Genomic DNA, 25,886 nt, shown 5'->3' with positions numbered 1-25,886 from the left:
AATTCAAGTTCAGTAGCAAATCCGACTCACACTTATGCCTCTTCAGGAGTGTATCAAATTACTTTGACTACAGATGATTCATTGATTAACTGTATCTCAACATATACAGATAGTGTGGTGATTGCATCTACTCCTCCAACAGGATGTAATGCTAGTTATACAATCGTAAAAGATACTGCTTCTCAGTTCAGTGTATTTTTGTACAATACTTCATCTAACTTAAGCTCTCACATTTATACATGGGATTTTGGTGATGGAAACTTTGGTTCAGGAAGAACACCTTCTCACCAGTATGCTAGTTTCGGTTCTTATGTAGTTTGTTTAACAATACTAGATACAATTGTGAATTGCACATCAACTTTCTGTGATACAGTAGGAATGGATTCTTTGGGTAATTTAAAATCTGCTGCAGGCTTCTCTATCACTGTTAAAGATCCAACTTTAGTAAGTATCGAGAAAAATGCATCTCTTGAAAAAGTAACTGTTTATCCAAATCCAGCAGTAAATAACATTTCTGTTGACTTAAGAGCAATTTCTGCTAAAGTTGAAATTAGAATCATGGATATTTCAGGAAGAGTAGTTGTTGAACGTAATAATACTACTTCAGGAAATATTGAGCAATTTGATATCTCAAATCTTGAAAATGGATTGTATATCATTTCATTAAATGATGGAAAATCTCAAAAAACACAGAAGTTTATAAAAACGAAATAAAGGTTGCTACTGAATTTCATAAAAGGGCTAAAGAATGTTTTTCTTTAGCCCTTTTTTTACCCAACCATTTCTTTCTATATTTCGTCTTTTTTGCATGAAACGATTAATTGTCTTTCTTTTTATATTCATAGGTTTTGGAGGTGCTCATTTGAGTGCACAAAATTGTCATGCTGATTTTAATTTTTGGAGCCAGAACTTAACCGTTCAATTTTTGGATTCCTCATTCAGTTCGACTATAAATCCTTCTTATTCTTGGACTTTTGGTGATGGATCTTTTGATTCAATTCCCAATCCATCTCATACATATAATTTTCCTGGAACCTATTTCGTAAGCTTATCAATTCTGGATTCAACAAATTGTACGGATACAATTTGGAAACAAGTGACTGTAAAAAGCGCATGTATTGCCGATTATTCCTATCAAGTATTTGATACTTTGGGTGGAGTTTGGTTTACGAACTTAACATCCCCTTTAAATGGTTTAAATTATCAATGGAATTTTGGAGACGGCAGTCCAATTGATACAACTATTAATCCTACACATTATTTTCCCGGTAGCGGAATTTATATCGTTCAATTGACAGCGCGTGGCAATGGAATTTATTGCACTTATTCGGACACTGTGTATGTTAATTATTGTAATGCATCTTTTATCAGCCAATCAGACACTAATGGAGTCGCTCAATTTTATAATCTTTCGCAGCCTAACACATTTTCTACTTTTTTTCGTTGGGATTTTGGAGATGGTGACTCAAGTTATGTCGTGAGTCCAACTCATAATTATACTGCAAGTGGAATCTACAATGTATCTTTATATATGGTTGATACTGTTTCTTATTGTTCGGATATATTTTACGATTCAATAGTCATAAATATTTCTCCTAAGTGTAAAGCAGGATTTTTATATACAGCCAACCAAGATACAATCACCTTCCAAAATACTAGCCCCCCTTTTACCTCCATTTCTTATGATTTTGGAGATGGAAATTCTTCAAACTTGGAAAATCCAACACACATTTATGGACAGTCTGGCACTTATGTAGTTTGTCAAACAGTGACCAATCAAGGACACTGTTCGGATGTATTTTGTGATACGATTCAAGTGTTGGTTGATTGTGCTTCAGGGTTTACTTTTAGCCAATATGGGGATACTGTTCAGATACAAAATACTGCCACTAATTTTAATCGATTGGTTTATTATTTTGGTGATGGAGATTCTTCTGCGTTAGAAAATCCTATGCACTTTTATCAGAACAGTGGAACATATGCGATTCAGCAAATTATTTATAATGATTCAACCAATTGTTCTGACACTTCCAGTCAGTCAATCACAATAACGATTTTATCATCATGTGTCGCAAAGTATCTCATAGCGATTGATACCACAGTAGCAGGTACATTGTTTTTGGTTAATGAATCTTCTAATGTACCATCTCATCAATATTTTTGGGATTTTGGAGATGGAACTACCTCCACAGGTCGCACTCCAACGCATCAATATTCTGAGAATAAGGCCTACAAAATTTGTTTAACCGTAAGTGATGTTAGTATGAATTGCACTTCTACTTACTGTGATTCAGTTGGATTGGATAGTTCAGGGAATATTTTGAAATCAGGCGGTTTTAAACTTAAAGTATTAAATGGAGGATTCATTGGTATACAAGAACAAGTTCAATTGGATGATTTAAAAATTTATCCAAACCCTACGTTTGATTTTATTCAGATCGATTTTAATTCAATTGTAAATAATACGACTTATTCTATACTAGGAATTGATGGTTCGTTGAAAGGCGAAGGGGCATTTAATTCAATTAGAAATAAGGTTGATCTACAGCAACTTGAAAAAGGAATGTATTTCTTAAGAATTAGTAATGGAAAGGAATTTATAACACGAAAAATCATCAAACAATAGCAAATATTAACCCCTAGGGTTGTTCTATGAAAATAGAGAAGGCGCTTCTTGACGACTGCCGCAAGCAGAAGAGGTTGGCTCAAAATCAACTGTATAATGAGGTATTTTCATACCTTATGAATATCTGTGTCCGATACAAAAACGATTACGACACCGCAGGAGCAAGCCTAAATGCTATTTTTCTCAAAATATTAGATCACTTAAATGATTTCAGAAATGAAGATGCATTTATTCCTTGGATGAAGCGTATTGCGGTGAATCACTTGATTGATGAGTATAGAAAAGAAAAACGAGAACGCGAAAAGTTGGGCTTCCTTGAAGATGTTGGACTATCAAATCACCCGACTTCTATTCATGAAAAAGAAGCAGAAATGGATTCCGAGTACTTGTTGGAAATGATTCAACTTCTGCCAGCAATGACAGCAAAAGTGTTTAATTTATATGCAATAGACGGCTTTAAACATAGAGAAATAGCTGAGTTGCTTGAAATGAGTGAAAGTACTTCTAAATGGCATTTGGGAGAAGCCAGAAAAAAATTAGTAGCCATGCTTACAGTGTATAACGAAAAAGTATCGTGATGAAAGAAGAAAATAATATAGATGAGATTTTCCGAAATGGGATTCATAAAGATTATCCGGTGGATAATAGTTTATGGTCAGCGGTAGAATCTCAATTACCTAAATCGCCAAGTCGCAAGAGTCCTTGGTATTTTAGCTTAAATGGTCTCGCATTGGCATTTGTGCTGTTGATGAGCGCAACAATTTCTACGGATACCGTTCGACCTATTTCTTCGAGAGATATGGTAGACTCTAAACTTACTTTGATTGATAATAATATAGGCGCAGCATCAAATCAAATTCAAACTAAAGCAATAGAAAGTGAGCCAATTTCTAATCAAATCGCCACACAGGAATTGTTAAATCAAGAATCGACGCCTGTTATTACTTCTAATAAATCTATTCCTGAGCATACTAAACTAGAAACAATAAAAAGAGAGAATAAATCATCTAAGGAATTCTCTTCAACTAGCATAAATCAATTTATTAAAGAACCGACCTCTATAGTCACTGACAAAAAGGTAGTTAAAAAAGCTCCACAAAAAACTGCTATTTCTAAAGTTGAAACAAGTTTGACAGATCAATATGCTCAAGGTGCTGAACCTAAAAATAATACAAATTCGGAGTCATCTATTTTGAATGGGGAGTCAATACGTTCATTTGAATTTGAGAGCAAGTTTAATTTTGTTTCACTGATGAAGCCACAGCCAATGGATTGGAGCCTTATAGGAAGCCGTTCTAATGGGTATTTAATGCCAAAGGCTGCCAACGATGATCGAATATTCAAACGTCCATTAACTAAACAAGCTTTCATGTTAGAGTTAGTTGCCATGCAATCTTTCCAAACGGAGAAGAAATTATCTGGTGATGATTCTAAATTGATTGACTTTAAAGCCAACAGCGAAGTGTCAGGAAAGAATACTCAAATTGGAGTGAATTTAATTCGTCCTTATCGATTCTTGACTTTTGGAGCCGGTGTGCATTATGTTGTTCAAACTGAAAAGGTGCGTTATAAAATGAATCGAGAGGAGCTTGGTTTTGATATTTCATATGATACGACTTACCGTGTGGTGAATTCGAATTTTATGAGTAATGGCAATCCGGTATTGCTAATAGAAAAGCAGATCAATGAAACACAAACACCCACTTTTACTTTAGTTGAAGATTATTTATATCGAACCAATACATTCAGAAGAATACAAGTTCCAATTTTTATTGGATTTAATAAAAAGCAAGGCAATTGGATGGCAGAAGTGAGAGGGGCTTTTGTAGCCAATTATTTATTCGACCAACAAGGAGCATATATTTCAACTGATTTACAAACAACCAAAGATTTTAGTGAATCTGGTCAATTTAATACCATGGTTTATAGCTACCAATTCAATGCTAGTTTGGGCTATCAGATCAATGAATTGATTGGAGTAGGGCTTCGATATGGATACGAGCAGGACATCACTTCTTTTACAAAAGAATATGACTCTAGGTGGATCAATCAGCGAGGTGGTGTGTGGTTACTTTATCAACCTAATTGGTAGTTCTGTTATCGGTTTTATAATAGTAATTGGTGAAAAATACCACGAAGAGGGTATGCTATTTGAGCCAATCTACCATCATGAGGGTATTTATATCGATTAGAATCGGGTATAAATTTGTGGCGAATTAAAATTTACCCAATGAACTTATACCCATTTAGATCAACTACCCTTTTTGCATTTACAATTGTTTTAGCAGTTAGTTTTAATAGTTGTAAAGACGATGATGATAGAATAGAACCAATTGCATCGACTGATCAATATGCTACAGAAAAGGAAGCCCTTACTGAGAACTATGCAAATTTAGTGTATGCCGCTTATCTGGATTCATACAATAAAGCAGTTGAACTTAAAGATGCAATCACTGCATTTAATACCAATCCAACTTCAGCCGGATTTGAAGCTTGTAAACAAAAATGGTTAGAAGCTCGTGAGCCTTATGGACAAACGGAAGCTTTTCGTTTTGCGAATGGGCCAATCGATGATGTTGATGGTCCTGAAGGAGCATTGAATGCATGGCCACTTGATGAAGGTTATGTAGATTATATTTCTGGTGCTCAATCATCAGGAATTATAAACGATGTTATCAATTACCCTAGTATTTCTACTACAGTTCTTGAAGGAGCTAATGAAAATGGAAGTGAGAAAAATATTTCTATTGGATATCATGCAATAGAATTTTTATTATGGGGACAAGATGACGCAAATACGGCATTAATGACTCCTGGAAATCGTCCTTTTACTGATTATTTAACAGTTGGTGGAACTGCTACTAACCAAGTGAGACGTGCAGAATACTTAAAAATTTCAGCAGAGATTTTGTTAGATGATTTGGATAAAATGGTTCAAGCATGGGAGCCAAACTCATCTTCAAACTATAGAGCTGACTTCATGGCATTGCCACACTCAATAGCTTTAAAAAATATACTTACTGCTTTAGGTACTTTAAGTAAATCAGAGTTAGCAGGAGAGCGAGTTTTTGTAGCGTTGAATAATCAAGATCAGGAAGATGAGCATTCTTGTTTTAGTGATAATACACACAGAGATATTATCTTAAATGCACAAGGAATTAGAAATGTATATACTGGGTCTTATAAAAAGGTAGATGGGTCAGTCGTTTCTGGAGAGTCCATTCAGAATTTAATTTTGAAGATTAATCCAACTGTTGCGAAAGAAATGGATGATTTATCTGCATTAACTATCACAACAACAACTGCTATCCCAGTTCCATTTGATCATGCATTAACGCAAGAGTCAATTGGTGGAAATGGACCAATCATGAATGCTGTTAGAGCATTGCAAAGTCAAGGAGATAAGATTTCAGAAGTTGCGACAAGCTTAGGGGTTTCAATTAGTACTGATTTGCCAGATTAATAAGAGTGATTAATAATTTGTTGAAGAACTATTGTTGCGAGGATTGCTACAATGGTTTTTCTCGTATTTGTAAGTGAGTATGAAACTAAAACTAAAAAGATCAATTACAACTCCTATCTACTTTTTAGCAATTCTACTGAGTATAACTTTTCAATCTTGTAAGTCGGAGTCCAATAAAGATGAGATCATTTCTCCTGCACTTCAACCTGAAAAAGGAGAAGCTTTTTCAGGAGGACATGACAACACAGTTTTTGATTTGTCTCCTAACGCGTTTAGTTTTCAATCTCCGGGCTTGTCAGGAAATGATGAGCTTTTATTTTTTGTTGGGAACTCATTCTTTAATCAGAGTTGGGTAAGCGCTCCAGCATCCACTACCGCTAGAGATGGAGTAGGGCCAACTTTTAACGCATTTTTATGCTCTAGTTGTCATTTTAAAGATGGAAGAGGCCGTGTTCCTTATTTCGAAGGTGAGAAATCAACCGGTTTGTTAATCCGAATGAGCGTTGATGGACAAGACCAAAATGGAGGGCCGATGCCACATCCTACATATGGATCTCAACTGCAAGATAAAGCTATTTTAGGTGTTAAGGAAGAGGGAGAAATCGGAATTACTTATCAGAAAATATACGGATCTTTTGCCAATGGGAAAGCCTATGAATTGGATCAACCTATTTATCGTATAACGAATACAAATTTTGGTGCTGTAGATGCGTCGACTCATTTATCTCCGCGTATTGCACAGCAAATGATTGGTATGGGATTAATAGAAGCTATTGATGAAGCATCGATATTAGCACACGCAGATGAATTTGATGCAGACGGTGACGGGATCTCAGGGAAAGCAAATTTTGTTTGGGATGCAGAAGCAGCCGGAACTAAGTTAGGTCGCTTTGGATGGAAGGCTAATCAACCATCAGTTCGTCAACAGGTAGCAGGTGCATTCTCGGGAGATATGGGGATTACTACCTCCATTTTTCCTTTTGAAAATTGTCCCTCTCCTCAATTGGATTGTGGAAATGCACCCAATGGAGGAAGTCCAGAAATAACTACTGCAAATTTTGATAATGTAGTTTTATACAGTAGAAACCTAGCGGTACCAGGTCGTCGAAACCATGACGAACAAGCGGTATTATTAGGGAAGCAAATTTTCAATCAATTAGAATGTGGAGCTTGCCATGTTTCTTCTTTTACAACGACTTCGTTTGGCGTCGCTACTCACTTTAGAGATCAAAAAATATTTCCTTATTCGGATTTTCTGTTACATGATATGGGACCTGATTTAGCAGATGGATACCAAGATTATCTAGCGGATGGACAAGAGTGGAGGACACAACCACTTTGGGGAATTGGGTTAATCGAAACCGTCAATGGGCATTCAAATTTAATGCACGATGGACGAGCGAAATCGATTGAAGATGCAATTTTGTGGCACGGTGGTGAGGCGCAGAAAAGTAAAGATGAATTTTTGCAACTAGATGAGGGCAGTAGAAATCAATTGCTATTATTTTTAAAGAGTTTGTAATGAATAAAGTTGGTGTAGTATTGTTGGGATTTTGCTGTTTGTTAATTAGCTTTCAAGCTTGTAAGAAGGAGCCCAGCCCAGAAGTAGTGTCGGAGTCTACTATTTCTCGAGTTGAAGTATTAAAATTTACAGCTGAAGATGTTATTATACCCGCTTTTGAATCTCACGATATTGCTGTAGATTCTTTGTTGGCAATCACTGAGCAGTTCAGTGTTAAGTCAACTAAAGCGAACTTGATAGAATTGCGAAAGCAATTTAAGTCAACGATTGACTTGTGGAAGCGATGTGAATTATACAATATCGGTGATATAAAGTATAATTTTCTATATCAGAAAATTCATACTTGGCCTGCTCAAACCACTTTTATTTCAAACTCCATTAATGGAACTGATTCCATAACCGTTGAATATATCGATAAAAAGGGTTCAAGCTCAAAAGGATATGCTGCAATTGAATATTTGTTGTTTGATGAAGCGCAATCAGTGGATTCTGTGTTACAGCTATTTTCTAACTCAAGGCGAATAGATTATTTAGTTGCTGCATTGCAGCAATTGAATTCAGATTCAAAACAATTGACAGAAGAGTGGAGACAATATGTTCCTGCTTTCTATTCAAAGGATGGAAGTTCGTTGGTGAGTAGTTTGAATCAATTGGTAAATGAAATGGTAGCGTTGAATGAAAAAGTATTAGGGGCTAAGGTTGGAAAACCATCGGGTAAAACCACAGGCTCCTCTCCCGATTCGACATTATTGGAATTTTATAGAAGTGGAGCTTCAATTGCTGCGATTCGTTCTAATGTAATTTCATTGGAAGCAGTAATATTTGGAAATACTTCTCTTAGCGGTAAAAGCTTGAGTGATTATTTAAATGGAATTACTAGAAATGAGGATTTATCGAATCAGATAAGGGCAGAATTAAACGTATTGAATGATTTACTAGATGCTACAAATACGCCATTGAAGACAATAATTTATACTCAACCTCAAGAAGTGGAAGCCATTTACAAGGCAACCAAAGATTTGTTGGTGTTGTTGAAAGTGGAGTTTTCCAGTCAGTTATCGGTAACATTGACCATTAATGATAATGATGGTGATTGATTTAGATAAAAATTAGAAATATAGGGTCAAAAAAAATCCTGCATTGAATTTCAGTGCAGGATTTTTTGATTTTAAAATTCTCTTAATTTTTAGAGTTTCTCTTTCTATCGGTTTCGTTCAAGTAGATTTTACGTAAACGAATTGATTTTGGAGTCAACTCAACATATTCATCATTTTGAATGTATTCTAACGCTTCTTCCAAACTAAACTTGATCGGAGGCGCTAATCTTACTTTATCATCCGCACCTGAAGAACGCATGTTTGACATTTTCTTCGCTTTAGTTACATTGATTACTAAGTCTCCATCTCTAGAGTTTTCACCAATAACTTGACCTGAATAAACATCTTCACCTGGCTCAATAAAGAACTTACCTCTATCTTGCAATTTGTTCATGGCATAGGCAAATGTATTTCCTGCTTCTAAAACAATCATAGAACCATTGATACGACCTTGGATTTCTCCTTTATACGGCTGATATTCTTTAAATCGGTGCGACATAATAGCTTCTCCAGCTGTAGCAGTCATCAATTGGTTTCTCATTCCGATAATTCCTCGAGAAGGAATTTCGAACTCTAAAACCATACGTTCGCCTTTAGGAACCATTGATAACATTTCGCCTTTTCGTTTTGTAACAATTTCAACCGCTCTACCTGAAACATCCTCTGGTAAGTCGATCGTTAACTCTTCAACTGGCTCACATTTAACACCGTCAATTTCTTTAATGATTACACGTGGTTGACCTACTTGTAGCTCATATCCTTCACGACGCATTGTTTCAATCAAAACAGACAAGTGAAGTACACCTCTACCAAAAACCATAAATGATTCAGCAGTTGCACCTGGCTCAACTCTTAACGCTAAGTTTTTCTCTAATTCTTTATCTAAACGCTCTTTAATGTGACGTGATGTTACCAATTTACCTTCTTTTCCAAAAAATGGAGAATCGTTAATAGTAAACAACATACTCATTGTAGGCTCATCAATAGCAATACTATCTAAAGCTTCAGGATTTTCTGCATCAGCAAGTACATCGCCAATTTCAAAACCTTCTAGTCCAACTATTGCTGCAATATCACCGGCTTGAATTTCTTCAACTCGTACTTTTCCAAGTCCAACAAAGGTGTATAATTCTTTGATTTTGACTTTAGTTGATTTACCGTCTCTTTTTATCAAAGCAACGGTCATTCCTTCTTTCAATACTCCTCTTTTCAACCGACCAATCGCAATACGACCGGTATAGTTAGAGTAATCTAGTGAAGTAATCAACAATTGAGTATTTCCTTCTGGTACTTTATAAGCAGGGATATGCTCTAAAATAGAATCCAATAAAGGAGTAATACTATCTGTTTTGTCTTTCCAATCCAAAGAGAACCATTCTTCTTTAGCAGAACCATAAACGGAAGGGAAGTCTAACTGCTCTTCTGTAGCGTCCAATTGGAACATAAGGTCAAATACTGCTTCGTGAACCAAGTCAGGAGTACAGTTTGGTTTATCTACTTTATTAATAACAACAATTGGTTTAAGACCCATTGCAATTGCTTTTCCCAATACAAATCGTGTTTGAGGCATTGGACCTTCGAAGGCATCTACTAAAAGTAAAACACCATCTGCCATGTTTAAAACACGCTCCACTTCACCACCAAAATCGGCGTGACCAGGAGTGTCAATTACGTTAATTTTAACGTCTTTATAAATCATGGAAACGTTTTTTGAAAGAATCGTAATTCCTCTTTCACGCTCAAGGTCGTTGTTATCCATAATTAATTCTCCAACCTTCTCATGTTCTTGAAAAAGTTTTCCGGCAGCTAATAATTTATCAACCAATGTAGTTTTACCGTGGTCAACGTGAGCGATAATCGCAATATTTCTTATGTCTTGCATTGTATTTTTAAATAGGGCGCAAAGTTAAACTTTAATTCCTTCTTATTGATTTATTGGGTTATATTTATGACATAAAAAAAGGTGATTAGTTGCCTAATCACCTTTTCAATTCAAATTTAATTTCTTTCCTATTTCTCTTCTCTTGGATGTGCTACGTTCACTTTCAAGTTCCTTTCTAGAAAAAGGTAACTGTCTAATGCCTCTACAGCTTTAGTACCCGCTTCATCTGAAGCCATTTCTACGAAACCAAATCCTTTAGATCGTCCGCTAAATTTGTCAGTAATAATTTTAACTGATACTACATCGCCATATTCAGCGAAGAGGTTCCCTAAGTCGTCTTCTGTGCACTTGTAAGGAATGTTTCCTACGTAAATATTCATAATAGATTTTAATATAATGTGGGTACAAAGTAAATAAATTATTTTAAACATCAAATAAAAAAGTCAAAATAATAACATTGGAAAATTACTAAATCAACAAACTAGCATAAAGTTCGATTGAAAATGCCATTTATTATTTCAATTCCTCAATTCCTCAATTGGTTTATTGGCTTTCGAATCAGAAATTAAAATGGCATAGTCAAAATAGTCTACAGTCGATTTCCCCGGCTCAGGATTCCAATAGGATTTTCCGAATAGCTTTTCTAAAATCAATAATTGATAATCATCCTTTAAAGAATAGGGAGTTTCCTGATTCTTTAAATTGAATAAAGTAATGTCTGAAATGCGATTTGATTTAAGGTTTTTTATCCCTTTATAGTATTCTAACCAATAATCGGAAATGCCAAACCCTGCCTTTGATGTATATCTTGAGTATTTTCCTTGTTTATCGTAGATAGCGTCCCACAAGACTTCACTCTTTGTTAAAAAGCCTTGAATTACGATAACTTCAGAATTGGAGTAATCTTTATTCTCAATGAGCTGATTGAAGAATGAGGAGGAACCATTGATTTTGCTTTTCATTAAATGGAAAACACCAAAGCGGAAAAAATGCAATGATTCTTTATTTTCAAATCCAGCTGCTAATGTTTTGTAATTGTTGTAAATCGTATGCTCTCTACTTGACTTTTCAAATGTTAATTTGATGTTCTTAATAATGTGATTAAAAGCAATGGTATCATTAACTGATTTGAAATAAATGGCTTTGTTCTGTTCGAAAATGGAAATGAAATTCTGTATGATTAACCTCGTTTCAGTCTCGAAATACGCCGTCCAATTGGTGTTCGGGTTTTCTTGTAAGATTTCTAGTGCTTCTAATTCAGGACGCTCAATTTTAGAGCCAGTTAATTCCAATATCTCTTTAATAGAATATTTATAAGAAGCAATTTTATCAATTCCAATAATTTGTACATGGTGCTCTTTGAATAGCAATCTCCAACTTTTCCATTTATTGAACACCTCTATGCTGCCTTCTTGAGGTACACGTTTTCCGTATTGATAGATCAAGTCTTCTAAGAGTTGTTCGTCTCCATTATCGATGAATTTCTGGAAGTAGTGGGCTGTACTGTAATCGGTTTCGGGAAAGTAATACTTTAGGTTTTGATGCTGAATTAAATCAGTCAAAATCAATTGTTCTGTTGATTCCGTTTTTGCACTCCCGTGCAATGCTCCAAAACCAATAATTTTGGCACCCTTAATTTCGATACTTGGATTTTGTCGTAAATCTTGTTTGTTTTTTTTAAGGTATTCATCCGTAGGATTCTGACTAAAACTAACGAAACTAGCAATTAATAGTACAATTAAAGATATGCTATGCTTCATGCTGCGATTTTTATTTCACTACAATTGAACCAAAGGCCCTATAAATTGCTTTTGAAAGTTTTCTGATACTCTTCCCATGGGGTGGTTTTGTATTCATCAGTCACTAAAAAGTGCAATATTGGTTCAAGGTTTTCAGGTGTTTGATAGCCAGGAACCGATTGAATCAAATTAAAACCTTCATCTAGGTAGACAATTGTAGGATAACTCATCTTACCATTCATTAATGCGATGGCTATGTTGTGCGGATGTCTGCGCTGATCAGGCTTTTCATTTACGAACGTTTGGTTTCCAACTGTAATTGTGTCTTTACGCTCAGCATCTAACTTTACTGCGTAATAATGTTTGGATACAAAGTCTACGATTTCAGGATTAGTAAAAGTAGCAGCATCCATTCTTTTACACCAACCACACCAATCTGTATAAACGTCGATTAATATTTTTCTAGGCTCTTTTTGAATCTTTTCAAAGGCTTGTTCTATTGTTAACCATTCTATCTTCTCGGCTTTTTGCGAGTATCCTGAAATAGAGATTACGGACAATAGTAGGAAGGGAAGTAATTTTCTCATAATATAAAATTAATCAAGTTTATGCAGAATTGTCAAGTCCACTGTCTGACAATTTTCACCTTTGGTATTTTTAAACTCGTAATGCCACTTTACAATTGCCGTGCCTTTTTCTTTATTGATGTCATGTGAGATCACTTTCACCATGCATTGTATAGGTTGATCAGCATAGATAGGTTTTAAGAATTTCCAGTGATTCATTTCCATTCCTGCCAATACGGTATCTCCAAATAGGGGAATCCATTTGGTGCGATAGAATACATTAAAAATGTGTGGACCACTTGCTATAAGCCCTTTAAATATACTTTTATTTGCGATGTCTAAATTCGTATGAAATTCCAATGGATCATACCTCTCAGCAAAATCAATAATCTCTTCTGTTGAAAGACTAATTTGACCAAAATCAAGATTTAGTTGTTCTGAAATTTTCATGAGTATTGAGGTTTACTTCTTCGATACAAAGGTAAAGTCTTCACCATCCATGAGCCCTGTAATTAATCTGCCTTCTGTTTTGACTGTGAAGCTTTCTGCATTTAGCTTATTGTAAATGATACGTTGAGGAAAATCGTGGCGAGAATTCCGAAAGGTCCATTGGTCTGCATTTCTTTTCACTAAAGTGAATAATATGGGCCCTTGTTTTCCAATTGTAGCAATATAGCAAATGGCGTTATGAATGGTTTTAATGCTTAATTGCTCTTTGAATAAGGTATCAGAATCTTTAATGTAATAGCCTGAACCTTCCAATTCTTTGGTTGGAGTAATTTCCCAATTTTCAATCATTTTTCCGCCATCTTCATCCGTGGAAATCCATTCTCCAGCGAGCCAATATAAATTCTCTATGGGCTGATTCGCTTCTGGAATATCCTTCTTTTTATTGCCTTTTGCCACTACAAAAAGTATGAGGACTAGGAATCCAATAAGCAATCCAAAGAAGAAGTATTTTATTCCGGGTTTCATAGGGTTAATGTATTCCGTGCATCCACTTTCTAAGAGTAGGCACCATCAAAAACAGTATACCAGAAGCAACAGCAACTACCAATACTCCCCAAGTTAAATAGGTGCCTGAATAAGCATTCAATGTTTCTAAAGCCGTAGGATTGTCTCCACCACCTTCTACTGCCGTTAATTCTCCAACCAATCCACCTAGTTTATTTCCAAGCGAAATAGATAAAAACCAAATTCCCATGATGAAACCGACCATTTTCTTAGGAGATAGCTTTGTAATCATTGACAGTCCTACTGGAGATAAACTTAATTCACCTGAAGTGTGAAAGAAATACATCAATACAATAAAGATAACTGGTACAAGGCCTTCTTCAGCAAAGAACTTTCCACCAATGACTAATATTCCAAAACCAACTGCAATTTGTGAAAGTCCTAAAACAAATTTCATTGGAGTAGAGGGCTCTTTTCCTTTGCTTCTCAACTTTATCCACATCCATGAAAATGCAGGAGCTAATAAAATGATGAAAAATGAATTAAAAAACTGAAAGATGGAAGCTGGCAATTCAGAGCCGAACACCATTCGATCTACATTTCGTGCAGTAAATAAGGTAATTGATCCACCGGCTTGTTCAAACAATGCCCAGAATATCGCGTGAAATAAAAACAAGACGACAACAACCCAGAGTTTTTGTTGGACAGGTTTTGCTTCATTTCTTGCATCAAAGATGATGTATCCTAAGATTCCAATGCTCAATACAACCAAAATAATTGTGATTAAATCACTTAAGTTTAAAAATAAGGAGCAAATCGGAACGAAGAAAATGGCCGCTAAAATGGTAATTAATTGCTTCTTCTTCAGTTTTGGATCTTCGATTTTAGTGAATCCTTCGGCTTCTTCTTCTAAACGATTATTGCGATCTTCAGAAGATGCATGTAATAATTTAATGTCTTCCTCTTCGTCTATTTCAGGAAAAGTTTCTAGACTTGCGGGATTGATTCCTTTTTTTCCAAAAACCTTTGGTCCAGCCAACCAGAAAACCAATAACCCAACGAGCATCCCAATTCCTGCTAACCCAAATCCATAATCCCAGCTGATTCTTTCGCCTACATAACCACAAGTTACAATGGAAAGCAAAGCTCCAATGTTTACTCCCATATAGAAAATGGTATAAGCTCCATCTTTACGACTGTCATTTAAGCCATAAAAATTCCCTAAGAAGGAAGAAATATTTGGCTTAAAAAATCCATTTCCAACAATGATAAAGGCCAAAGAAAGGAAGAATAGATTGAGGTTGCCGTGAAAATACATTCCTTCTATTGCCAATGCAAAGTGACCAATCATCATCATTACTCCACCAAAGAGAATGGCTTTCCTAAATCCTAATACTTTATCCGCTAGTACTCCACCAATTACAGGGAATAGATAAGCCATTGCTGTATATGAGCCATAAATTCCTAAAGATTTGGCATCTGCATCCGCAAAACTCATATCATTAAAAAGCTCTTTCACCATATAGAGGATGAGCAACGTACGCATCCCGTAGTAGGAAAAACGTTCCCACATTTCTGCAAAAAAGCAAACAAACAGTGCTTTAGGGTGCAGTTTTCTATTGGTGAAAATAATTATTGGAACCCAGATAATAACAAATATCCAGGAAACGATCATTATGCCTTTTGCAATATCCATTTTAAATAGAGTTTGTTATTAAGCTTCTTTTATTTCAATTTGTTCAGTGTTTTTGAGAGGAGATCCTGGTTGTGCTCCTTCTTCTGCTCCGTGTGTTAAACGCTTCAATGGCTTAAGTAATGCAATGACTAATAAACCAATGATAGTACAGAAGATCGCAATTCCTGTAAAGATTTCTAATTCACCTGCTGATTGAGACCATTCTCCAACTAAACCTGCTACTTTGTTACCTAATCCTGTCGCTGCGAAATAAGCACCCATCATTAATGACGCATATTTAAGTGGAGCTAACTTAGTAATGAATGACAGCGCAACTGGAGAAGCACATAGCTCACCAACAGTATGGAATAAATAAGCTAATACTAACCAGTACATGGCTGATTCACCTTGAGCTTCAAACTGAACTGTTGCAGCGGACATAAATAGGAATCCCCAACCCATAATGATTACACCAATGGCCATTTTGAATAATGAAGATGACTCTTTTCCTTTCTTTTTCCAATTGTACCAGAATGCAGCAATCGGCACACCTAAAGTGATAATAAAGAATGCATTTACAGATTGAAACCATGAGGCAGGAACAGTAAAATCTAATAATCCAATGTATAAATCTGTTTTTTGAGCAGTATAGATGTTCATTAAACCACCGGCTTGTTCAAAAGCTCCCCAGAAAACGATAATTAAAAGGAAAGAGATTAACATCACTTTCATTCTGTCTATTTCCATAGTTGTCAAAGGCCTGTTTTTTGCCGCAGCTTCAGCAGGAGATAAATCTTTAGTCGCTTCTCCGACTCCTGTTAAAAATTTCTGCCCCCAAACAAATACTGCTTGACCCAATACCATTCCGATTCCGGCTAAACCGAAACCATAATGCCAGCCATAGTTTTCACCTAAATAACCAACTGCAAGTGCTGATAAGAAAGCACCAACGTTAATACCGATATAGAAAATAGTAAAACCTTTGTCTCTTCTATCGTCTCCAGGAGGATATAATCCACCAACCATCGTAGAAATATTTGGCTTCAAACCTCCAACTCCTAAGATAATAAGACCAAGACCTGCATAGAATGCCCACAATGCTTCAACTGCTAAAATTCCATGTCCAAAACACAACAAAATACCGCCTAACATTACCGTCTTTTTCTGACCTAAATATTTGTCGGCGATAATACCACCGGCAATAGACATGACATATACTAACATGGTATAAGTACCATAAAGGGACAGTGCATCACTTTCTTCCCATCCAAAACCTGGATTGTCTCCCTGTACCGAGCTAATTAAGAATAAGACCAATATAGCTCTCATTCCATAATAGCTAAATCTTTCCCATAGTTCGGTAAAAAATAAGATGTATAATCCTTTTGGGTGTCCCCATAAATCTTCATGTTTTTCCATGTTGTAGTCTGCTTTTTTTAGATTAAGTGTCCTAAAGTAGTAAAATTTAACTTTAGTTGATTAATTGTTGATATTCTTATAAATTCTCTTTGATAAAATTTGTCATCAAAGTATACAAGTGGAATCGTGTATTACCACCATATATTCCATGGTTTTTATCAGGGTATGAGAATTGATCGAATTGTTTGTTTGCATTGACTAACGCCGTAGTCATCTCTGCAGTATTTTGGTAATGTACATTGTCATCTGCTGTTCCATGAACTAACAAATACTTGCCTTCTAGTTTTCCAACATGGTTGATTGGGGAATTGTCGTCATAACCTTCTGGATTTTCTTGTGGAGTTTGCATGTATCTTTCTGTGTAGATGGAATCGTAGAATCTCCAATTGGTTACTGGAGCTACTGCAATGGCCATTTTAAACTGATCCGCTCCTTTAAGTAGGAGGTTAGAAGACATAAATCCGCCGTAGCTCCAACCTTGTACGCCAATTCTGTCGCCATCTACATAAGGTAAAGTCGCAAAATGTTTCGCAGCTTCAATTTGGTCTTGAACTTCTAATTTTCCCAATTGCTTGTACGTGCATTTTTTGAATTCTGCCCCTCTAGCACCTGTTCCTCTATTGTCTACAGATACTACAATGTAGCCTTGCTGCGCCAATAGTTGATGCCAGAAATAATTGGAACTTCCCCAACTGTCGGTAACTGTTTGAGATCCGGGACCACCATAAATGGTCAAAAATACTGGATACTTTTTAGAAGCATCAAAGTTGGCTGGCTTAATCATCCATGCATTTAAAGAAATGCCTTCAGAAGTTTTGAACGAAAAGAATTCCTTTGGAGCAATTGCTAATTTTTCTAGCTTCTCATTCAGTGCTTTGTTGTCTTCTAATACTCGTTTTACTTTACCATCGTTGGTATTGAGAGTAATGTAATAGGGATGGTTCGCATCGGTGTGGTAATTGATGAAGTAATCAAATGAGTTACTAAAGGTCGCATTGTTTGTCCCTGCTTTAGCAGTCAATTTCTTTTTAGATTTTCCATTTAATCCAATACTATAAACGTGTCGTTCCATTGGAGAAACTTCAGCAGATTGGAAATAGGCCTTCTTGTTTTTACCATCGATTCCATAAAGTTCTGTAATATCAAAGTTTCCTTTCGTGATTTGATTGATAGTTCCTCCATTCAAAAATTGCTGATAAATGTGATTGAAACCGTCTCTTTCGCTCAATACGATGTAACTTTTTTGATCGTCTAAGAACTCAATAAAATAAGGCATTTCTATATACGTGTCAGAAGTCTCCGTATAGGCTGTTTTTACTTTTCCTGTTGTTGTATTGGCGATGTTGATGTCCAATTCATTTTGATGGCGATTACTGCACAATAGCGCCAATTGATTTGCTGATTTCGTCCATTGAATGGCAGTGATGTATTCATAGGACTTAGTCAATTCTACATCTACTGTTTTACTGTTTTCTAAGTGATAGACATGAATGCTCACCTTTGAATTTTCTTCTCCAGCTTTAGGGTATTTGAATTCATAGTCAGTAGGGTAGAGGCTGCCATACATGGCCATGTTGAATTGCTTTACATTGCTTTCGTCAAATTTATAGTACGCAATCTGACTTCCATCATTTGCCCATTCGAAAGCTTTTACCAACACCAACTCTTCTTCATAAACCCAATCAGAAGCACCATTAATAATTTTGTTTGTTTCTCCATCAGTGGTAACTGCTGTTTCTTTCTTTGTTTTTAAGTCAACATAGAATAAGTTGTTGTCTCTTACAAAACCGACTTTATCAGCTGCAGGAGAAAAGGTAGCATACATTTGTTTGCTTCCTTCGGTTAGCTTCAATAAGTCGCTAGTATTTAAATCAACTACAAAATACTGTGATTTTGAGGAATGTCTATAGATACTTTCTTGATCCGTAGCGATGAGCATTTTCTTTTCATCGGCACTGAAACTGTAATCATCGATTGAAATTGATTCGCTTTCGTATTTTAAAACTCCTGGCTTTATGATTGTATCCACTGCTTTGCCTGAACTATACGCGTATTTTACGATAAATGTTCCTGCTTTTGACCGTTCTAATGTGGTATAGTGCAAACCATCTTTCATCGAAGTTAATCCGCTTACATATTTTGGACTAAAACTGTACTTTTTCCAGATATCTTCTAGAGAAATTTGCTCTGTTTGTTGTGCTTTTAAAGTAGTAGAAAAGCCAATGATCAATGCTGTAGCAGCAAGATAAATTTTATTCATAAATAGAAAATTAAATTACGAGGCTCGAATTTACTGAAATCTTAATAAAAATAGGGGGTTAGAAAGTATAAGCGGTAGTTTACTAGATGAAATCTAGAAAACTAAATGATCAATCGCACTTCCCCAAGTTGACTGACTTTGTATGGAAATCGCTCACCGGGCGCTCCAATGAACATAAAGTTGACAGGAATTTTCCAGCGTTTTGATAATTCTTTGATTTTTTCAGGTCCAAATGTTCCTGGTTCCTCTATAAAATCAATTTGAATATCAGGATAAGCGCGATCAAGCACATAAATGTCATTTTTTAACTTGCGAATGCTCTCCGTTTCTTCATTGATAACCGCAACAATTTTTAAAATTCGAGTCGGTTCATTTTTTCGCATGTAGAGCATTACTTTATTTAACGTTTCTACGTTGTCATGATTGGTAAAGAAAACAAATTGTTGGCTTCTAATTTCTACCAATTTCTTCTTAGTTATTCTATTTAGTCGACTCAGAAACCTGTTGTTTTCTGGAGATAAATATTCAATGACAGAAAGTATTCCTTTTAATATGATTGTTCGATAAAGCATACAGTAGACGACAATTAATGTAGGAATTAAGTATTCAAAGAATATGACAACATAACTAGGGTTAAGTATCACATTACCAATTATTGCAAGTAAAACTGCACTTGTAGCTATAAAGATAGCCATCCAACTTGCTTTTTCTGGTCGTGGTAAAAATTTTCTATTTAGTTTCAGTAACACATTTCCAAAACTAAAAAGTATCATCACTGAGAGAAATGCAATGGTATACACTCCAGCCAAACTTGCTAAATCTCCACCTGTTACTACCAGAATCGAGGCACAAAGCACGAAAAAGACAATAAAAATGATGTAAGGACTTTTTTTCTTGTTTCTAATCAACAGGTAGTTGGGTAAAATACGATCCAATGCCATTCGTTCCATTAGTCCTCCAACTCCTACAAACGAAGTAAGAACAGCTCCACTGAGCACCAAAGCTGCATCAATGCCAATGAGAACACCTAACCAGTTTCCACCAGAAATTTGACCCATATAGGATAACAATGCTTCTTGGTTCTCTCCGGCTACTTCAATGGGTAATATGGCAAGTGCTAAGAAAGCAATAAGTGGGTTGAAAATACTGACGACAATCCACATGTTTCTCAGTGTTTTTGGGAAAACACCAGGTTGTTGTTCTTCCACAAAGTTAGCCGAACTCTCAAATCCACTAATACCTAGCATTGCTGCAGCAAAACCAAAAAAGAGAGCCTGCATAATACTGACATCCATGGGCGCATTGAAATTGGCAAACAATGTGTCAAAAGAATGGGTGAAGAAAAAGTAAATACAAAATCCACACAATAAGGTAAGGGAAACGAGATGAAAAATAAATATTGCAACCGCAACTTTAGATGATTCACCAATTCCTAAAATAACCAATGACATAAAGACTAATAACAGTCCGACAGTTGTGGGAAGGATTGGAATAGAATTAAAAATTTGATGAGCATATTGCACGGCTTCACTACCGGAAATTACTGCTGTGGCCATGTAAGAAAGCACAGTCAAAGCAGCAGCTAAGGTTGCAGTAGACTTTTGAGTTGTATTTAGTAATGCGTTGTAAGCTCCGCCATTTAATGGAAGGGCACCTACAACTTCACCGTAAATTTTTCGATATAAAAATAGGACGGCAGCTACGATTAAGAGTGAAATCCAAGCATATTGCCCCGCATAAAAAATAGCTAATGCTGAAACGTATAAACAAGAAGAGCTAATGTCATTTCCAGAAATTGCAGTCGCTTCTAATTCAGTAAGTTTTTTGGCCATATCAGTAATGATAGATTAATGAACAACTAAAATAGTTCAGAGGATTAAAGAAAAATTAATGAACGAACTTAATCCCAAATGTATTCTTTATGGTAACCACTTTTTGTAAATACTAGAATTTTTTTTGACTAAATCTAGTAGATTTTTGCAACTAACAAACAATGAGTTTATTTGAGAAGAATTATACTTAGTAAGTAATAATGTATGGTTTTATAGCTCTCTATCTTAGGCTAGTTTATTCTTAGGTAGAATAACTTGAAATAAGAATCCAAATAAAATAACCAAAGCAGGACCAATTAAGTTATACCATAAATAGCCAATTTCATAAATGCCGCTTCTATTCAGGTAAAACAATACACCAATTAGAATCTGAGAGATTACTGCTGAAATGAAAATTGCATTTCCTTTGATGTATTTGAAAAAGAAAGCCACCAAGAAAACACCCAATATAGTACCGTAAAATAGAGAGCCTAAAATGTTAACGGCTTCAATTAAATTTTCAAAAAGGCTGGCTAAGGTGGCAAATAGAATGGCGAAGACTCCAAACAATCCAGTTAATAATTTTGATGCTTTTAAATAATGGGTGTCTGACCCTTCTTTTTTGAAATTTCGTTTATACATGTCTACTGTGGCGGTAGATCCCAAAGCATTCAGCTCTGAAGAAGTAGAAGACATGGCTGCTGAAAAGATAACTGCAAGCAATAATCCAATCACACCAATGGGAAGGTAGTTGATAACAAAAGTGATGAAGATATAATCGTCGTCTTTGGTTTCTGCGTTCTCATCAACTTTAAGGATGATTGCTTTGCTTTCTTCACGCATTTCATCTGCTTCAGATTGCAGTTGATTGATGGTATTTTTCTGACGATTTATAACTGTAGTTTCACCATTTTCTTTGGCTGCAACAAAATCTAACTGTGCTTGTTTTTTGGTTTCAATGAGTTGATTGTAATTGTTCTCCAATTGACTGAACTCTTCAGCATATTCCGATTGTTGCACTTTTGCTACGTTCGCTTCATTAAAGTGAATAGGTGGAGCAGTGAATTGATAAAATACAAATACCATCACTCCAACGAAAAGGATAAAAAATTGCATTGGAATTTTTAGCAATCCATTGAACATTAAACCTAGTCTGCTTTCTTTGACTGAACTTCCAGATAAGTAGCGTTGAACTTGCGATTGATCAGTACCAAAATAAGAAAGCTGTAAGAATAGTCCTCCAATTAAACCAGACCAAATGTTGTATTTCGATTCTGGATTAAACTCAGTGTCAATAATGTTTAGTTTTCCCATTGCACCTGCAATGTCTAATGATTGTCCAAAATCCACAGAGTCACCAATAAAAGAAATCAACATACCAAATGCGATAAACATTCCTAAAAAGATGATTCCCATTTGTTGCTTGTGGGTTTGACTCACTGCTTTTGTTCCGCCGGAGACAGTATAAATGATTACTAAAATTCCAATGAAAAATATGGTAAAGTTGAGGCTCCATCCTACAATTTGAGATAGTATAATCGCCGGTGCATAAATTGTGATTCCTGCCGCTAAGCCTCTTTGAATCAAAAATAAGATGGCTGTTAATCCTCTGGTTTTATTGTCGAATCGAGATTCTAAAAACTCGTAGGCGGTATAAACTTTAAGCCGATAGTATAAAGGAATGAAAACCGTGGAGATGATAATCATCGCCAAAGGCAGACCAAAGTAGAATTGAACAAACCCCATTCCTTCCATATAAGCCTGTCCCGGAGTGGAAAGAAAAGTGATGGCACTAGCTTGAGTTGCCATTACTGACAAGCCGATGGTCCACCAATTGGACGCTTTGTCGCCTAATAAATAACTCTCGATGTTTTTGCTGCCGCGAGTTTTCCAAACGCCATAGGCCACAATAGTAAATAATGTGGTCAGCATTACTGCCCAGTCGATCCAGCTTAATTCAGTCATGTTGAGATTTAAATTTCAACCAACAAGAATAAGCATTTCAGCAATAAAAAAGAGAATGATTTAAGAAATCTTAACCTTCAAAATGCAAGGAGAGCATAAACATTTTGGGCAACATTCGGTCAATTGGATTCGAGAAAATAGTATTGTCTCTAACGATGATATTTTTTATACCGTAAGACATCTTTCCTTCAATGGAGAATTTAAAATAAGGTAAAAAGAAATCAGTTCCAATACCTATTTCAGCCGCAACATATTGCGATTGTTGTTTCACAATCAGCTCCCTTAAATCCACATTGTTTACATCTTCATTAGAAGCTAAATCAATCACATATTTTCCTCCTGCAATTAAATAGGCTGCAAAATTATTCAATCGAGCTGAGCGATATTTAAACAATACGGGTAACTCAATATTCGTGGACTCTAGTGGCTTGATTAAGATTTCTGTTTCTCCAGATCTAGGATTTTGAAACGTATAATTCAAATTGCGTTGAGCAAAAGAGAGGGTTGGGACAAATCTCAAGGAGAAAAATTCATTAAAATGCAACGCAGAGACAATGCCCAAATTAAATCCACTTTGGCTTTCTACATCTATTCGCAATAAGCTGTCGTTTTTGAAATCAATTTGTTTTCTATCTAAAGTATATGAGGCACTATTGAATCCTAAAGAAAAGCCAAAATGAATCCTTTTTTGCTTAAAGTTGGGTAAATTTTCAACTTTCGGTTTTTGGGCAATCGCCAAAACAAAAGAGAAAAATAAAAGACTAAAAAGGAATGGTTTCAATTTCATGTAAAAAAAGTAGTGTTTTGTATGGTACAAACGTAAGCAGAAGAATTTTATTTCTCTCCCAAATAAATACTGGCAATCCCGAAAAACAACGGATAGGTTTTTACATTCTTAAAGCCACATTTTTGATAAATTTTTACAAAATCATCCCCTTCAGGAAAAGCATTTACTGATTCTGGTAAATAGGTGTAGGCCGAACTGTCTTTAGAAACCATTTTGCCAATAGTGGGCAAAATATTCATAAAGTAAAAATTATAGATCTGCTTGATTGGAAAATTTTTAGGTTTTGAAAATTCGAGTACCGCAGTTTTTCCACCTGGTCTTAAAACGCGATTCATTTCAGATAGACCTTTTTCTAAATTCTCATAATTCCGTACACCAAATCCTACTGTCATGGCATCAAAATGATTGGTTTCGAAAGGCAAGTTTTCAGAATCTCCCAAAAGCATTTCAATTCTATCGTCGTAACCTTTTTTCTTCATTTTAATCTTTCCCACTTCAAGCATTCCGGAGCTAATGTCAATGCCAGTTACTTTGGTTGGGTTCAAGGACAATGCTTCAATTGCAAAGTCGCCTGTTCCTGTTGCTACATCTAAGATTTTTTTTGGCTGAATATCCTTCAATAATCGAATGGCTTTCTTTCGCCATAGGATATCAATTCCTAAGGATAGAAAATGATTTAAGAAATCATATCGAGCCGAGATGTTATTAAACATTTCAGCGACCTGCTCTTTCTTGCCTTCTGTTTTGTTTTTGTAGGGAACTACTGCCATTTTTTTTATTAATTAAGCCAATGCTTCAACTTGAACTTCTGCGAGCATCAGTCCATCAAATTCTATTTTGTAAGGAATTACTTTCTTTAATTGGTTGACAAAGTTTGGATTAAACGGAGCTTTAATTTTTAAATAATTCTCAGTAAATCCATGCATAAATCCATTGTGATCTTCTGTTTCGAACAATACAGTAACCGGTTTGCCGAGTTGTTGTTCGTAAAAGTGTCGTTTCTTTTTGTCTGATAGAATGTGCAATTGCTTGCTACGTTCTTTCCGAACCTCCATTGGAATTACATCTTCGCTTCTCACGGCAGTGGTGTTGTTTCTTTCTGAATAAGTGAAAACATGTAAATAGGAAATGTCTAACTCTTTCAAGAAATGAACCGTTTTTAAAAACTCTTCGTCTGTTTCTCCAGGGTAACCAACGATAACATCCACACCTATACAGGCATCTGGCATTAATCGTTTGATTTGTTCAATGCGATTGCGGTATAATTCTGTTGGATACCTTCTGCGCATCAACTTTAAAATATTGTCGCTACCAGATTGCAAAGGAATGTGAAAGTGTGGAACAAAACTTCTACTTTGAGCCACATAATCAATGATTTCATTACTTAGTAAGTTCGGCTCTATGGATGAAATTCTAAATCGATCAATTCCTTCAATCTGATCCAACTCTTGCACTAACCCAAAAAAGTTCTCCTCTGTTCCTTTTCCAAAATCTCCAATGTTTACACCAGTTAAAACAACCTCTTTAACATCAGTTGCTGCCACTTCTTGCGCCACTAAAACTGTTTGAGCAATGGAGTTGCTTCTGCTTCTTCCTCTAGCAAGCGGAATAGTACAGAATGAACAAAAATAATCGCAACCGTCTTGCACTTTTAAAAAGGTTCGCGTCCGATCGCCGATAGAGTAGGAAGGAATAAATTCTTTGACGTGTTTTATTTCTGAGGCAACAATTCTAGACTCTTTTTCAGCATCAACTTGGTCAATGTGTTCTAGGATGTTGAATTTTTCGGCGGCACCTAAGACCATGTTTACTCCTTTAATTTTGGAGATTTCTTCTGGCTTCAGTTGGGCGTAGCAACCAATAATTGCAACATATGAATCAGGTGATATCTTTTTTGCTTGTTTCACTAACTGTTTGCATTTTTTATCTGCATTTTCTGTTACTGAACAAGTGTTGATGATGAAAATATCAGGTCGATCTTGGAAATCAACACGTGCATAGCCCGCATCTTCAAATGTTCTGGCAATACCAGAAGTCTCTGAAAAATTTAACTTACAACCAAGTGTGTAAAATGCGACTTTTTTACTGTGATTCATGAGGCCGCAAAGTTACCAAATTCA

General features: G+C 35.7%; 21 protein-coding genes. 7 read left to right on the top strand and 14 right to left on the bottom strand.

Annotated features, from left to right (window positions below; all coding sequences use genetic code 11):
- From ACTB0X_RS12460 to ACTB0X_RS12430, 7 genes are all read left to right on the top strand, one after another.
- Positions 1-714 (top strand): PKD domain-containing protein (locus ACTB0X_RS12460; RefSeq protein WP_463025362.1); only part of this gene is annotated, 714 nt, incomplete at its 5' end.
- Positions 715-808: 94 nt separating this feature from the next.
- Positions 809-2,626 (top strand): T9SS type A sorting domain-containing protein, encoded by a 1,818-nt coding sequence (locus ACTB0X_RS12455; protein ID WP_463025361.1) that lies wholly within the window; start codon positions 809-811, stop codon positions 2,624-2,626.
- A gap of 26 nt (positions 2,627-2,652) precedes the next feature.
- Positions 2,653-3,204 (top strand): RNA polymerase sigma factor, encoded by a 552-nt coding sequence (locus ACTB0X_RS12450; protein ID WP_463025360.1) that lies wholly within the window; start codon positions 2,653-2,655, stop codon positions 3,202-3,204.
- The gene (locus ACTB0X_RS12445) at positions 3,204-4,718 is read left to right on the top strand and encodes a hypothetical protein (RefSeq protein WP_463025359.1); all 1,515 of its coding nucleotides are present in this window, start codon (positions 3,204-3,206) and stop codon (positions 4,716-4,718) included. The genes ACTB0X_RS12450 and ACTB0X_RS12445 overlap by 1 nt, the downstream gene beginning before the upstream one ends.
- Positions 4,719-4,856: 138 nt before the next feature.
- Entirely contained in the window at positions 4,857-6,089 is a 1,233-nt protein-coding gene (locus ACTB0X_RS12440; RefSeq protein WP_463025358.1) for an imelysin family protein, read from the top strand.
- Positions 6,090-6,168: 79 nt separating this feature from the next.
- Entirely contained in the window at positions 6,169-7,611 is a 1,443-nt protein-coding gene (locus ACTB0X_RS12435; protein ID WP_463025357.1) for a di-heme oxidoreductase family protein, read from the top strand.
- The gene (locus ACTB0X_RS12430) at positions 7,611-8,708 is read left to right on the top strand and encodes an imelysin family protein (protein ID WP_463025356.1); all 1,098 of its coding nucleotides are present in this window, start codon (positions 7,611-7,613) and stop codon (positions 8,706-8,708) included. The genes ACTB0X_RS12435 and ACTB0X_RS12430 overlap by 1 nt, the downstream gene beginning before the upstream one ends.
- Positions 8,709-8,790: 82 nt before the next feature.
- Here ACTB0X_RS12430 and typA read toward each other — a convergent pair whose 3' ends face one another.
- The 14 genes from typA to mtaB all read right to left on the bottom strand — a co-directional run bounded on the left by typA (position 8,791) and on the right by mtaB (position 25,862).
- The gene (gene typA, locus ACTB0X_RS12425) at positions 8,791-10,590 is read right to left on the bottom strand and encodes a translational GTPase TypA (protein ID WP_463025355.1); all 1,800 of its coding nucleotides are present in this window, start codon (positions 10,588-10,590) and stop codon (positions 8,791-8,793) included.
- Positions 10,591-10,718: 128 nt separating this feature from the next.
- Positions 10,719-10,970, bottom strand: a complete 252-nt coding sequence (locus ACTB0X_RS12420; protein ID WP_463025354.1) for an RNA recognition motif domain-containing protein — start codon at positions 10,968-10,970, stop codon at positions 10,719-10,721.
- Positions 10,971-11,108: 138 nt separating this feature from the next.
- Positions 11,109-12,350 carry a hypothetical protein gene (locus ACTB0X_RS12415; protein ID WP_463025353.1) on the bottom strand — a complete coding sequence of 414 codons (1,242 nt, stop codon included), beginning with the start codon at positions 12,348-12,350 and terminating at the stop codon, positions 11,109-11,111.
- Between the two features lie 38 nt (positions 12,351-12,388).
- Positions 12,389-12,916 (bottom strand): thioredoxin family protein, encoded by a 528-nt coding sequence (locus ACTB0X_RS12410; RefSeq protein WP_463025352.1) that lies wholly within the window; start codon positions 12,914-12,916, stop codon positions 12,389-12,391.
- Positions 12,917-12,925: 9 nt separating this feature from the next.
- Positions 12,926-13,345 carry a MaoC/PaaZ C-terminal domain-containing protein gene (locus ACTB0X_RS12405; protein WP_463025351.1) on the bottom strand — a complete coding sequence of 140 codons (420 nt, stop codon included), beginning with the start codon at positions 13,343-13,345 and terminating at the stop codon, positions 12,926-12,928.
- Positions 13,346-13,357: 12 nt separating this feature from the next.
- Positions 13,358-13,870: a DUF6265 family protein gene (locus ACTB0X_RS12400; RefSeq protein WP_463025350.1), complete on the bottom strand. Its 513-nt coding sequence runs from the start codon at positions 13,868-13,870 to the stop codon at positions 13,358-13,360.
- Positions 13,871-13,874: 4 nt separating this feature from the next.
- Positions 13,875-15,545, bottom strand: a complete 1,671-nt coding sequence (locus tag ACTB0X_RS12395; RefSeq protein ID WP_463025349.1) for a peptide MFS transporter — start codon at positions 15,543-15,545, stop codon at positions 13,875-13,877.
- Positions 15,546-15,563: 18 nt separating this feature from the next.
- Positions 15,564-16,943 carry a peptide MFS transporter gene (locus ACTB0X_RS12390; protein WP_463025348.1) on the bottom strand — a complete coding sequence of 460 codons (1,380 nt, stop codon included), beginning with the start codon at positions 16,941-16,943 and terminating at the stop codon, positions 15,564-15,566.
- A gap of 76 nt (positions 16,944-17,019) precedes the next feature.
- Positions 17,020-19,203, bottom strand: coding sequence for a S9 family peptidase (locus ACTB0X_RS12385; RefSeq protein ID WP_463025347.1), 2,184 nt, complete (start codon positions 19,201-19,203; stop codon positions 17,020-17,022).
- A gap of 101 nt (positions 19,204-19,304) precedes the next feature.
- Entirely contained in the window at positions 19,305-21,035 is a 1,731-nt protein-coding gene (locus tag ACTB0X_RS12380) for an APC family permease (protein WP_463025346.1), read from the bottom strand.
- Positions 21,036-21,260: 225 nt separating this feature from the next.
- Positions 21,261-22,979 (bottom strand): sodium:solute symporter family transporter, encoded by a 1,719-nt coding sequence (locus ACTB0X_RS12375; protein ID WP_463025345.1) that lies wholly within the window; start codon positions 22,977-22,979, stop codon positions 21,261-21,263.
- A gap of 70 nt (positions 22,980-23,049) precedes the next feature.
- Entirely contained in the window at positions 23,050-23,766 is a 717-nt protein-coding gene (porT, locus tag ACTB0X_RS12370; RefSeq protein WP_463025344.1) for a type IX secretion/gliding motility protein PorT/SprT, read from the bottom strand.
- Positions 23,767-23,813: 47 nt separating this feature from the next.
- Positions 23,814-24,536 (bottom strand): bifunctional demethylmenaquinone methyltransferase/2-methoxy-6-polyprenyl-1,4-benzoquinol methylase UbiE, encoded by a 723-nt coding sequence (ubiE, locus tag ACTB0X_RS12365; protein WP_463025343.1) that lies wholly within the window; start codon positions 24,534-24,536, stop codon positions 23,814-23,816.
- Between the two features lie 12 nt (positions 24,537-24,548).
- Entirely contained in the window at positions 24,549-25,862 is a 1,314-nt protein-coding gene (mtaB, locus tag ACTB0X_RS12360; RefSeq protein ID WP_463025342.1) for a tRNA (N(6)-L-threonylcarbamoyladenosine(37)-C(2))-methylthiotransferase MtaB, read from the bottom strand.
- Positions 25,863-25,886 lie beyond the last annotated feature (24 nt).

The sequence above is a fragment of the Acidiluteibacter sp. genome (genome assembly GCF_055129545.1).
This window is presented reverse-complemented; position numbering and strand designations above follow the sequence as displayed.